The following is a 12,069-nucleotide window of genomic DNA, read 5'->3' as shown; positions in this document are numbered from 1 at the left end:
GTTTTTGTACTCTCAAGATTTAAGTAACCATAAAACCAATTTTTGGGTTGATGTAGGATCAAATCCGTTTTTGTACTCTCAAGATTTAAGTAACCATAAAACATAAAATCAATCTCCTTGCTCAACTAGCAGGTTTTTGTACTCTCAAGATTTAAGTAACCATAAAACCGCTCAGCTTGGCTGGGCGGTTTGTTTTTTATTTGGCGTCAAGGTAGTCGGCAATGGCTGCGACGTCTTTGTCTCCACGGCCAGACAGGTTGACGATGATGATTTGGTCCTTGTCCAGTTGAGGCGCCCGCTTGATGGCTTCTGCCAAGGCGTGGGAGCTTTCGATGGCTGGGATGATGCCTTCGGTTTTGGAGAGGAGAAGAAGGGCTTGGACCGCTTCTTCATCGGTGGCTGCGACATAATCAACGCGGCCTGAATCTTTCAAGAAGGCGTGTTCTGGCCCTACTCCTGGATAGTCCAGACCGGCTGAAATGGAATAAACTGGAGAGACACTGCCATCTTCTTCAAAGAGGGAGATGGTCTTCATGCCATCGACAATGCCAACGGTTCCCTTGGTCATGGTAGCAGCATGCTTGTCGGTGTCCACTCCGTGTCCAGCTGCTTCCACCCCGATAAGGGCAACGTCTGTGTCTGCTACATATTGGGAGAAGGCACCGATAGCGTTTGATCCACCACCGACACAGGCGATGACGGCATCTGGCAAACGGCCCTCTTTTTCAAGAATTTGCTTGCGGGATTCGGTACTGATGACTTTTTGGAATTCGTGTACGATGGTTGGGTATGGATGTGGGCCTACAGCAGAGCCAAGGACATAGAAGGCGTCCAAGTCACTCATCCATGCTCCGAAGGCAGCGTCGACTGCTTCTTTCAAGGTGGCTGTTCCTTCTGTCACCGCATGTACGGTTGCTCCCATCATCTCCATCCGAAAGACGTTGAGGCGTTGGCGTTTGACATCCTCAGCCCCCATGTAAACATCACAAGCCATACCAAATTTTGCGGCAGCAGCAGCAGTAGCAACCCCGTGTTGGCCAGCTCCTGTTTCGGCGATGACGCGGGTCTTGCCCATGCGTTTGGCCAAAAGGATTTGACCCAAAACGTTGTTTAATTTGTGGGAGCCCAAGTGGTTCAAGTCTTCTCGCTTGAGATAGATTTTTGCACCGCCTAGATGAGTACTGAAGCTTTCGGCATAGTAGAGTGGCGTTTGGCGACCTGAATAATCCTGTAGGTAGAAGTTGAGTTCTTCTAAGAAATCAGGGTCTTGTTTGTATTGTTCAAATGTTGCTTCCAATTCATCCAAAAGTGCTTGAATTGGCTCTGGTACGAAGCTACCGCCGAATTGTCCGAAATATCCTTTTTCTGTCATGATCTTTTCTCCATTTTCTTTTTGATGTTTAATCGTCTATTTTTTATTTGTCTTTGAAGGTAGATGGCAGCATCGCCATCGCTTGCTATCTTGTTTTTTCATTGGTTTCTCCTTTTGGAAAATAGAAAAGCCCCCGCATAGCCTAAGCTATGCGAGGGCGTTTAGTCCTAAAAACGCGGTACCACCTCGATTAACAGGCTCCTATTGTCCTGTCATCTCACTCTCCTCTAACAAGGAGTTGCACGGTAAGGGGTGCCTACCTGAGGAGTATGTCTTGTCCTCATAATCTGTCATCAGCCCAATGTTCGCAAGTTCCTGCTGCTCGTTTCCACCAACCACGAGCTCCCTGAAAGCCATCTCTTGTTACTTTTCTGATTGTGTATTATTATACAGGGAGTGGAATCTTTTGTCAAGCGTTTTCAAAAACTATTTTTTGTTAAAAGGTCAAAAAAAGTCAAACAAAACCATTGACCTTTACTGACTAATGGTGTATACTAGTCTCATAAGGACAGCAGTCCTTATCAAAAACGAGTTAAAGGAGTGGTCAGGATGGTTTCTTTTTTTGAAGAATTGGTCAGAGATAGTCAGATATATCCGGCAAAACCTGCCCCAGTTCCAAGAGTCGTTTCATTTTAAGAAGCAAAATTATTTTTTTAGAGAAAAGGTCAGTTTTGGTCAAACAATCAAAACCAGCCTTGCACATGCACATAAAATATAAAAGAGGTAAGCTATGAACAACAATTTTAATCAATTTCACAATATGGATGACATCTTCCAACAATTGATGGGAGATATGGGTGGCTACCGTTCTGAAAGCAAACGCTACTTGATCAACGGTCGCGAAGTGACGCCAGAAGAATTTGCCATTTACCGCAAAACAGGTCAGTTGCCACAAGAAGAAGGAGTGACTCCTCAGGCAAGTAAGGGTGGTGTCAAACCCGATGGGATTTTAGCTAAGTTGGGTCGTCATTTGACAGAAGAAGCCCGTCAAGGAAAGTTGGATCCGGTGATTGGCCGCAATAAGGAAATCCAAGAGACTGCTGAAATCTTGGCCCGTCGGACCAAGAACAACCCTGTTTTGGTTGGAGACGCAGGCGTTGGAAAAACGGCGGTTGTAGAAGGTTTGGCCCAAGCATTGGTAAATGGGGATGTACCAGCAGCCATTAAGAACAAGGAAATTTACGCCATTGATATTTCCAATTTAGAAGCGGGGACCCAGTACCGTGGGGCTTTTGAAGAAAATATTCAGCAGTTGATCCAAGAAGTTCAAGCGGCAGGCAATATTCTCTTGTTCTTTGACGAAATTCACCAGATTTTAGGAGCGGGATCAACAGGTGGGGATTCCGGTTCCAAGGGCTTGGCCGATATGTTGAAACCAGCTCTTTCTCGTGGGGAATTAACAGTGATTGGTGCGACTACCCAGGATGAGTACCGCAATACCATTATGAAAAATGCGGCCTTGGCCCGTCGCTTTAACGAAGTCAAGGTAAATGCCCCATCCGCTGAGGACACCTTGGCCATTTTGAAGGGGATTAAACCGCTCTACGAAGCTCACCACAATGTGGAATTGCCAGATGCGGTGCTTCAAGCAGCGGTAGACTATTCCATTCAGTACATTCCACAACGCAGCTTGCCAGATAAGGCCATTGACTTGGTCGATATGACGGCAGCTCATTTGGCAGCCCAACATCCTGCTACGGATTTGAAATCCTTGGAAGCAGAGATTGAAACAGCCAAACTCTTGCAACAAGAGGCTGCAGATCGGGAAGATTATGAAGCTGCTTTGAAGGAAAAGGTACGGATTGATGAATTGCAAGCACGTATCACAGATTTCTCTGAAGTGCAAAAAGCGGTTGCGACAGCCAACGATGTGGCAGAAGCAGTCGAACGCATGACGGGTATTCCTGTATCGCAAATGGGGGCATCAGACATCGAGCGTTTGAAAGGCTTGAAAGACCGTTTGGAAACCAAGGTAATTGGCCAAAATGCAGCGGTTGCTGCGGTGTCTAAGGCCATTCGCCGGAACCGGGCTGGATTTGATGAAGGCAGTCGCCCAATTGGTAGTTTCCTCTTTGTCGGCCCAACAGGGGTTGGTAAGACGGAGTTGGCCAAACAATTAGCCTTGGATATATTTGGTACCAAGGAAGCCATTATCCGCCTCGACATGTCAGAATACAGTGACCGGACTGCTGTGTCTAAGTTAATCGGCACAACAGCAGGCTACATTGGTTATGATGACAATTCCCATACCTTGACGGAGCGTGTTCGTAGAAATCCGTATTCCATTGTCTTATTGGATGAGATTGAAAAAGCAGACCCGCAAGTCATCACACTCTTGTTGCAGGTCTTGGATGATGGGCATTTGACAGATGGCCAAGGCAATACCGTGAACTTCAAGAACACCGTGATTATTGCGACTTCCAATACCGGGTTTGGGTATGAGACCGAGACGGATGAGTCTGGGAAAGTGGATATTATGGAGCGGATTGCTCCTTACTTCCGTCCAGAATTCCTCAACCGTTTCAATGGGGTTATTGAATTTGAGTCCCTTTCCAAAGAGAGTCTCTTGGAAATTGTGGACTTGATGTTGTCGCAAGTGAACCAGACCTTAGACAAAAAAGGCATCCGTTTATCCGTTTCCGCAGAAGCCAAAACCTTCTTGATGGAAAAAGGCTATGACAAGGCGATGGGAGCTCGTCCACTTCGCCGTGTGATTGAAAACGACATCCGTGACAAGGTGACCGATTTCTATTTGGACAACCCAGAGGTGACCGAATTGGTAGCAGATGTGGTGGATGGAGAAATTCAGATAAGAGAAGCTTAAAAATGAAAGAGGTTGGACAGTAGGTCCAGCCTTTTTCGTTTTTTATAAAGTAGCAGCTAGTAGCAATTTTACTTTTTCTGTGTCAATCATTGTTATCCATTGTTTGGGACAAAATTAAGTTCGTTGGCATCTATTTTGAGAAATGAGAGAATAGGAAAAGCTCTCTTTAAATCATTAGAATGGCTATTGACCTTTATAAAGTAGTCATTTACAATAGATATATACTGACTAGAAAACGGGAGAATAATCGTGAAAAAAGTTATCGGATTGTTGACAGGTCTTGGCCTTGTTTTACTGATGGGGATTGGATCCAGCTTTGTCATAGACCAGCCAACGACGGGTGATATCATCACGAGCTTTCTTATCAATGGGACTTGTTTGGGATTGGCCCTATGGTATGCGAAGAAACAGGGATTTTTTGAAGATGTGGAGCCCTTGTGGTCATGGAAACGATTAGCTTATGTGTTGGTCTTTTATGCTCTCTTGCTTGCCACTAGTGCCTTAGGTAGTTGGTTGATGGACTTGCAAGGGAAAGCCGATACAGATAATAGTGTCCTAATTGACAGTGTGCGGACCCAATTACCGATCTGGCATAGCTTTTTCAGCAGTGTCGTGGTTGCTCCAGTTGTAGAAGAGATGATTTTTCGGGGCATTGTTCCTCAAATCCTCTTCCCGAAACACCAACTTATAGGGCTTCTCATCAGTGCAGTCATTTTTGGTTTTTTCCATGGAGTAGCAACCCTTGGAGAAGCGGTGATTTATATTGGTGCCGGCCTGGTATTTGGTTTGGCTTACTACCGGAAACAATCTGTGACAGATAGCATCTTGCTCCATCTAGTCGCGAATTTCTTAGCATTTATGAGTTAGAAAAGAGGTGGAAGATGATTCGTCCCATTATGAAAGATGTCCTATTTTTGCAACAAAAATCCCAACCCGCTACTCGGGCAGATTTAGCAATTGGCAAGGATTTACAAGATACCTTACTAGCCCATAAAGATTCCTGTGTTGGGATGGCAGCCAATATGATTGGAGTCAACAAACGCATTATCATTTTCTCAATGGGCATGATGAACCTGGTTTGTTACAACCCAGTTTTGGTTTCCAAAGACAAGCCCTATTTTTCAGAAGAGGGGTGCCTGTCCTTGTCAGGAACTCGTCCGGTTACCCGCTATGAAACCATTACGATTTCTTTTAAAAATCAGGATTGGCAAGACAAGACTATGACCTTTACTGGCTTTACTGCTCAAATTATCCAACATGAATTGGACCATTTGGAAGGTATTTTGGTCTAAGACAAGGGATTCTAGCAAGGGATTTTTATAAAATTTCTCAAAAAAGACAGCGTCATTCTAGCCAATTTTCTTGGAAATTTGCTATAATAATCATAGCGTTTTCATACGTAGACAAAAGAGGAGTACCAGATGAAATACATTGTTAACAATTCCAACGATCCTGCTTACAATATTGCTCTTGAAGCCTTTGCCTTTAAAGAGTTAACCGATATCGATGAGATTTTTATTCTCTGGATCAATGAGCCAGCGATCATCATCGGAAAACACCAAAACGCCATTTCGGAAATCAACAAAGAATACACGGATGCTAACGGTATCCATGTCGTTCGCCGCATGTCTGGTGGTGGTGCGGTTTACCATGATTTGAACAACTTGAACTACACCATTATTTCCAACAAATCAGAAGAAGGAGCCTTTGACTTTAAGACCTTCTCCAAACCGGTGATTGATACCCTTGCAACTCTGGGGGTTGAAGCCAACTTTACAGGCCGTAATGACTTGGAGATTGATGGCAAGAAAATCTGTGGTAATGCCCAAGCCTATGCCAAAGGTCGGATGATGCACCATGGTTGTTTGCTCTTTGATGTGGATATGACTGTCTTGGGACATGCTCTTAAGGTGTCAAAAGACAAGATTGAGTCCAAAGGGGTCAAGTCTGTTCGGGCACGTGTGACCAACATCAATAACGAATTACCAGAAAAGATGACAGTTTTAGAGTTCAAGGATGCTATCTTGGACCAAATGAAAAAAGAATACCCAGACATGGATGAGTATGTCTTGAATGAAGACGAATTGGCCCGTATCCAAGAAATCCGTGACACCCAATTTGGGACTTGGGAGTGGAACTTTGGTACAACACCAGAGTACACCATTGAGCGCAATGTTCGCTATCCTGCAGGGAAAATCACAACCTTTGCCAAGGTAGAAAAATCGGTCATTGAATCCATCAAAATTTACGGAGACTTCTTTGGGATTGGCGATGTTTCGGATATTGAAAAACTTTTGGTTGGTAGCCGTTACGAATACAAAGATGTATTGGAAAAATTGCAAACCATCGATACAACCCATTATTTCTCTCGTATGACGACAGAAGAAGTAGCTAAGGCCATTGTGGCATAAGTGTTAAGCAAATAGGTGACTAGTTCACCTATTTTTGTATTGTGAAAAGGTTAGGGCAGGCGATTTACAGACAAATCAATTGTAAAAAAGGCTGATTCTCTGTAAAATAATACAGAACAACTGTCTCTTGCAAAGACAGATAAAGGAGAAAAAAATGTCAAACGATATTCGTGTATTGCTCTATTACAAGTATGTTCCGATTGAAAATGCGGAAAGCTATGCCAAGATCCACTTGGACTTTTGTAAGTCAATCGGTTTGAAAGGCCGGATTTTGATTGCGGATGAAGGAATCAACGGTACTGTTTCTGGAGACTACGAAACCACTCAAAAATACATGGACTGGGTGCATAGTGATGAGCGCTTTGCAGACTTATGGTTCAAGATTGATGATGAACCACAAGATGCCTTCAAGAAAATGTTTGTCCGTTACAAGAAAGAAATCGTTCACCTTGGTTTAGAAGACAATGATTTTGACAGCGACATTAACCCGCTGGAAATAACTGGTGAATACCTCAATCCAAAACAATTTAAAGAAGCGCTTTTGGATGAAAACACCGTTGTCTTGGATACGCGCAATGACTACGAATATGACTTAGGCCACTTCCGTGGTGCCATTCGCCCAGACATTCGCAACTTCCGCGAATTACCACAATGGGTCCGTGACAACAAGGAAAAATTCATGGAAAAACGCGTTGTCGTATACTGTACAGGTGGTGTCCGCTGTGAGAAATTCTCTGGTTGGATGGTCCGTGAAGGCTTTAAAGATGTGGGCCAATTGCACGGCGGTATCGTAACCTACGGAAAAGATCCAGAAGTCATGGGTGAATTGTGGGACGGTGCCATGTACGTCTTTGACGAGCGGATTTCTGTACCGGTAAACCGCGTGAACCCAACGGTTATTGCCAAGGATCACTTTGATGGGACCCCATGTGAACGCTATGTAAATTGTGCAAATCCATTCTGTAATGAGCAAATCTTTGCGTCAGAAGAAAACGAAGCAAAATACGTTCGTGGATGCTCACCAGAATGCCGTGCGCATGAGCGCAACCGTTATGTTTCTGAAAATGGTTTGACCCGTGAAGAATGGACTGCCCGCTTAGAAGCGATTGGTGAAACCTTACCAGAAGTTGTTGGTGCTTAATAAAAAACAAACGGTTGAAACAAGATGTTTCAGCCGTTTTTTGGTATCATAAATGGGATATTAAGAAAAGGGAGAGAAGGAAAATGGAGAAGGACTTACTCGCAGATATTGTGGCATGGTGCCAAAAAAGGGACCGAACAGTTATTCGCATTTGCGGACACGGCGCTTCTGGTAAGACCACTTTTGCCAAAAAGCTAATGGATTCTTTTCCTGAAGGCAGAGCCCAACTGGTCGAGACGGATGCCTATGTCATTTCCAATGCATACAGCAAAGATGCCGTCTTAGAATACGAATTAGACGGTCAATGGGTCCGTCATGCTGCGACAGCCTGTCACCCCGTTCGGCATGAACTGATTGGCCTCAAACGAGACCTGTCCATGCTGGAAAAAGGCATGGACCTGCTGACTCCTGAAGATTTACCCTGGATGCCAGCAAATTATTTAAAAGCTGCTTGTCCAGTCACCATTGTGGAGGGGATGACACCAACCTTTTTAGACAAGGACCTGTTTGATTTGTCGCTTTTCTTTTATACGGATGCTGAGACAGAATTAACGAGAAGACTGGCAAGGGATACCAAGGAGCGAGGGCGAAAGGCTGACTTCGTCACTGAAACCCACGCCCACCGCAGGCGTCAGTACGACTTGTTTATGGCCCATTACAAAGACGAGTTTGATATCATTGTTAACCAGAGTGGGAATCGATTTACCGTTGAAAAAAAGACTAGGATTTCCTAGCCTTTTACAAGGGACGCTTATTAGGGATACCGGCTTTACGCGGGTATTTGTTGGGCGTTTCTTTTTTCTTTTCCACAATAGTCAGGGTTCGGGGGTCACCGTTTGGCAACTGGTAATCCACATTTTTAATGACCTTGGCAAATAAGAGCGTGAGGGCATTTGTGGCCTGAGCCAATTCATCTTCTGCACTGGAAGCTTTGAGGGCAATCAGTTTGCCGTTTAAGGTCAAAAATGGAATGGTCAATTCTGACAATATCTGCATTCGGGCAACCGCACGAGCCGTTACCAAATCAAATTGCCCTCTAAAATTCTTATCCTGGGCAAAATCTTCGGCCCGTCCGTGGTGGAAGTGGACCTTATCGAGACCGAGGTCCTCTGCCAATAGATGGAGAAATTGGATCCGTTTGTTGAGGGAGTCAATAATCGTCACTTCGATATTTGGACAAAGAATTTTCATGGGAAGGCTAGGAAAACCAGCACCAGCACCGATGTCTAATAGGGAAATGGACTCGTTTTGGATATAGCCCTGTAAGACAGGTGCCAAGGAATCGTAAAAATGCTTGAGGTAGACTTCTTCTTGGTCTGTGATGGCGGTTAGATTGACCCGTTCATTCCACTCGACGAGGAGCTCAAAATAGCGATGGAATTGGTGTTTTTGCAGATCGGTAAGTAAAAAGCCGATTTTTTCTAATTCAGTGTAAAAAATTTCTGGTTTCATGTTTCTATCTTATCATATTCTGGAAAAAAGAAAAACTCAGAAATCTTTCTGAGTTTTAAGGATTTTGTTGACTAGAACTTGTAGACGGCTCAGGCTCTTCTACGGTTGATGTCGAACTTGGTTCTGTGCTGGAGCTAGGTTCAGTCGTAGAAGGTTCTGGTTCGCTACTTGTAGTTGAACTACTGGTAGTGCTTGAAGATGATGGATTATAGTTATAATTGTAGTTGTAGTTATAACTTGGCTGAGCTCCTTTTAGATAGAGGTAGGCTCCATAGCGGGTTAAGCCGGCAGGCATGTCCCAATCTGTTGCGGTTTCAACTGGATTAAGGTAAGCCATCATACTTCGATAGACATCTGTTGCAATGAGCATACCGTTATCTAAAACGGGAGTGGTACGATTGGTGTAACCTGTCCAAACAGCCATAGCGTATTTGGTGGAGTATCCAACAAAGTTTTCATCTGGAACGACCATTTGACTGTAATTGGCCATTTCATTAGATGAAAGGATTTTTTCCATCTCTTCATCAGTATAGTTTGAGGTACCAGTTTTACCAGCTTGTGGCACACCATAAATAGCACCATTTAAACCATTTCCGTATGTCATGACACTTTTTAGGACATCTGTCATCATGTAGGCAACTTCTTCGCTAATGACTTCGTTTCCTTCCGGTTTAAATTCTTTCACAGTACTATCGCTGAAAACAATTTTATTGACGTATTGTGGTTTGTAATAAGTTCCACCATTGGCAAAGATAGCATAGGCCGCAGCCATTTTTTCAGTGCTAGCTCCATACTGGTTGCTGGAATCGGTTGTATTGCTGGAAATGGCGTTTGAATATAACAGTTGAGGATAGTTGATGCCGATACTGCTAAGGAAATCCTTGGCCTTGTCTAATCCAGTATTTTCTAACACTTTAACAGCAGGGACGTTGCGGGAGTACTGAAGAGCAGCTTTGAAGGTCATATTTCCGTAATAACCTCTATCCCAGTTATAGACAGGTGTAGTGGTTCCAGGGTAGTTGTAGGGTCTATCTGCGATTGTATCTGCAGTTGAAGTGTAAATTTCATGCTTCAAAGCAGGGGCATAGTCTGTAATTGGCTTCATGGTGGATCCAAAGTCACGGTTGGTTTCCACAGCTTGATTGGTTCCAAAAGAAACATTAGTGGATTGGTTACGTGAACCCAATTGGGCAATAACACGGCCATTGGAGACGTCTACAACAGTAGAGGCAACTTGGAAGATATTGTCTGGATAGGTTACAAATTCATCTGTATTATAGATATTCCAAAGCTGTTGTTGGGCTGCAGGATCTACATTTGTATAAACATCCATACCTGTTGTGAGCAAGTTGTAGCCAGTTTTTTCTTGGACTTCCTCAATGACTTCTTTTAGGTAATTATCCATGTAAGGAGGATAAGCAGCTGTGTTTTTCAGTGGTTGCAGGCCGTCGGTTACTGGTGTAGCGACAGCGGTGTCATATTGCTCTTTGGAAATGTATTTTTCTTTTAACATCTGTCCCAATACTAGATTACGTCTATTTTGGGCTGCTTCAGGTTGTGTATAAGGATCATATTGATTTGGGGCTTGAGGCATACCAGCTAATAGAGCATGTTGTGCCAAACTCAACTCTTTTAACTCTTTTCCATAGTAGGAATTGGCAGCTGTTTTCATGCCATAATTTCCGTTTGACATATAAACCTTATTTACATAATAGGTCAATATTTCTTGTTTGGTATTGCGTTGTTCTAACTGCATCGCAAGCCAAGCTTCTTGGATTTTACGCTTGATATTTTGGTCTTGCGTTGATGTGGAGAAATAAGTTAATTTAATAAATTGTTGGTCTAGGGTTGACCCACCTTGTAAATTTCTGCTGGTTAGATTATTTACAAAAGCTCCTGCAATCCGAATGACATCAATACCACGGTGGTTAAAGAAGCGTTGGTCTTCGATCGAAACAATGGCATTGACCAAATCAGTTGGGATATCATGGGTTTTTGCATTTGAGCGTTTTTCTGCTCCTAAATCTGCAATCAGTCCACCGTTTTTGTCATAAATCTTACTAGAAGTTGTGGCTGTTAAAGCTTCTTCAGTTAGTTTGGGTGCAGACTGGATGTAGTAAAAAGCGATTGCAGCTCCAGCTAAGACACCAATTGTAAACAATGAAAGCAGTACATTGGCTACTAGGATAAAAATCCTTTTTAGGTTTTCATTTTTCAAGTTTTTCACCACCTAATAACTTTTCTTCGATGATATCAAGATAAGGGAGGCTAGGGTAACCGCCCATTTTAATTTCAAACCCATATTCACGAATATAGTCAATGGGCATGGATTTACTACCTTTATCAATCTGGTAAAATTTCACCAAGGAATCGGCTGGTAGCAAATAGGTTTCTTTAAGAGTTGAGAAGTGCAACAATACAAAACAGATTCCCTTTTGTTTTAAAACTTGTGTCATATGCTCGATTTGATGGGCATGAAAGTTTTTCATGGGCATGGCTGTTTTTTGCCTTGTTTCCTTTGCTTCAAAATCTACGTAGTGCCCTTTATAGACACCAGAGTAGTCTGTTGTTGAGGCTTGTCGGAAATAGGCTTCGACAATCTTAGCACGGCTACGCTTGGGATAGTCAACTTTCACAATTTGCACAGGAGTAGGTTTTTTATGGATAACAGCTTTTCCATGTGCAAGATAGTATTGGTTGCTACTATTTATGGCAGATTCAAAGCTCATTCCGCGATTGGCAAAATCAATGGAAGACTCTTTTTTTGAAAGAGGAAGTGTCTTGTTTTGTTTTGCAACCCGATGAGGATAATTGACCATAATGCTCCTTCTTGATAAAATAATATCAGTATATTATAACATAAGATAGG

The 12,069-nt window shown here is 43.2% G+C and carries 10 protein-coding genes and 1 CRISPR repeat array (1 of these 11 running past the window's edge); of the genes, 6 read left to right on the top strand and 4 right to left on the bottom strand.

Annotation, left to right across the window (positions count from 1 at the left end):
* Positions 1 to 168: a CRISPR direct-repeat array (repeat unit 36 nt; unit sequence GTTTTTGTACTCTCAAGATTTAAGTAACCATAAAAC); it reaches 329 nt to the left of the window's first position.
* Positions 169 to 196: 28 nt separating this feature from the next.
* Positions 197 to 1,372, bottom strand: a complete 1,176-nt coding sequence (gene trpB / locus ACVR1I_RS10280) for a tryptophan synthase subunit beta (protein WP_447443937.1) — start codon at positions 1,370 to 1,372, stop codon at positions 197 to 199.
* A gap of 730 nt (positions 1,373 to 2,102) precedes the next feature.
* Between trpB and ACVR1I_RS10275 the strand changes: the two genes are divergently transcribed.
* The 6 genes from ACVR1I_RS10275 (at position 2,103) to ACVR1I_RS10250 (ending at position 8,482) form a co-directional block, all read left to right on the top strand.
* The gene (locus ACVR1I_RS10275) at positions 2,103 to 4,196 is read left to right on the top strand and encodes an AAA family ATPase (RefSeq protein WP_447443936.1); all 2,094 of its coding nucleotides are present in this window, start codon (positions 2,103 to 2,105) and stop codon (positions 4,194 to 4,196) included.
* A 249-nt stretch (positions 4,197 to 4,445) separates the two neighbouring features.
* Positions 4,446 to 5,063, top strand: a complete 618-nt coding sequence (locus tag ACVR1I_RS10270) for a CPBP family intramembrane glutamic endopeptidase (protein ID WP_447443935.1) — start codon at positions 4,446 to 4,448, stop codon at positions 5,061 to 5,063.
* Positions 5,064 to 5,077: 14 nt separating this feature from the next.
* Positions 5,078 to 5,488: a peptide deformylase gene (locus tag ACVR1I_RS10265; RefSeq protein WP_447443934.1), complete on the top strand. Its 411-nt coding sequence runs from the start codon at positions 5,078 to 5,080 to the stop codon at positions 5,486 to 5,488.
* A gap of 129 nt (positions 5,489 to 5,617) precedes the next feature.
* Positions 5,618 to 6,607, top strand: coding sequence for a lipoate--protein ligase (gene lplA / locus ACVR1I_RS10260; RefSeq protein ID WP_447443933.1), 990 nt, complete (start codon positions 5,618 to 5,620; stop codon positions 6,605 to 6,607).
* A gap of 154 nt (positions 6,608 to 6,761) precedes the next feature.
* The gene (gene trhO / locus ACVR1I_RS10255; RefSeq protein ID WP_447443932.1) at positions 6,762 to 7,748 is read left to right on the top strand and encodes an oxygen-dependent tRNA uridine(34) hydroxylase TrhO; all 987 of its coding nucleotides are present in this window, start codon (positions 6,762 to 6,764) and stop codon (positions 7,746 to 7,748) included.
* A gap of 83 nt (positions 7,749 to 7,831) precedes the next feature.
* Positions 7,832 to 8,482, top strand: a complete 651-nt coding sequence (locus ACVR1I_RS10250; RefSeq protein ID WP_447443931.1) for a uridine kinase family protein — start codon at positions 7,832 to 7,834, stop codon at positions 8,480 to 8,482.
* Between the two features lie 4 nt (positions 8,483 to 8,486).
* Here the strand turns inward: ACVR1I_RS10250 and rsmG are convergent, their stop codons facing one another.
* Genes rsmG through recU form a run of 3 tightly spaced genes read right to left on the bottom strand, consistent with a single transcriptional unit; the run spans position 8,487 to position 12,019 of the window.
* Complete coding sequence (gene rsmG, locus ACVR1I_RS10245; protein ID WP_447443930.1) at positions 8,487 to 9,200, bottom strand: 16S rRNA (guanine(527)-N(7))-methyltransferase RsmG; 714 nt, start codon at positions 9,198 to 9,200, stop codon at positions 8,487 to 8,489.
* A gap of 55 nt (positions 9,201 to 9,255) precedes the next feature.
* Entirely contained in the window at positions 9,256 to 11,418 is a 2,163-nt protein-coding gene (gene pbp1a, locus ACVR1I_RS10240; RefSeq protein WP_447443929.1) for a penicillin-binding protein PBP1A, read from the bottom strand.
* Positions 11,408 to 12,019, bottom strand: a complete 612-nt coding sequence (gene recU / locus ACVR1I_RS10235) for a Holliday junction resolvase RecU (protein WP_447443928.1) — start codon at positions 12,017 to 12,019, stop codon at positions 11,408 to 11,410. Before recU ends, pbp1a begins: the two co-directional genes overlap by 11 nt.
* Positions 12,020 to 12,069: the final 50 nt, after the last annotated feature.

The organism is Streptococcus cameli, from assembly GCF_053207365.1.
This window is presented reverse-complemented; position numbering and strand designations above follow the sequence as displayed.

What these genes read in the sequence shown, in the direction of transcription:
- trpB (WP_447443937.1), bottom strand. Translation starts at nt 1,372, where the DNA reads ATGACAGAAAAAGGATATTTCGGACAATTCGGCGGTAGCTTCGTACCA.
- ACVR1I_RS10275 (WP_447443936.1), top strand. Translation starts at nt 2,103, where the DNA reads ATGAACAACAATTTTAATCAATTTCACAATATGGATGACATCTTCCAA.
- ACVR1I_RS10265 (WP_447443934.1), top strand. Translation starts at nt 5,078, where the DNA reads ATGATTCGTCCCATTATGAAAGATGTCCTATTTTTGCAACAAAAATCC.
- lplA (WP_447443933.1), top strand. Translation starts at nt 5,618, where the DNA reads ATGAAATACATTGTTAACAATTCCAACGATCCTGCTTACAATATTGCT.
- trhO (WP_447443932.1), top strand. Translation starts at nt 6,762, where the DNA reads ATGTCAAACGATATTCGTGTATTGCTCTATTACAAGTATGTTCCGATT.
- ACVR1I_RS10250 (WP_447443931.1), top strand. Translation starts at nt 7,832, where the DNA reads ATGGAGAAGGACTTACTCGCAGATATTGTGGCATGGTGCCAAAAAAGG.
- rsmG (WP_447443930.1), bottom strand. Translation starts at nt 9,200, where the DNA reads ATGAAACCAGAAATTTTTTACACTGAATTAGAAAAAATCGGCTTTTTA.
- recU (WP_447443928.1), bottom strand. Translation starts at nt 12,019, where the DNA reads ATGGTCAATTATCCTCATCGGGTTGCAAAACAAAACAAGACACTTCCT.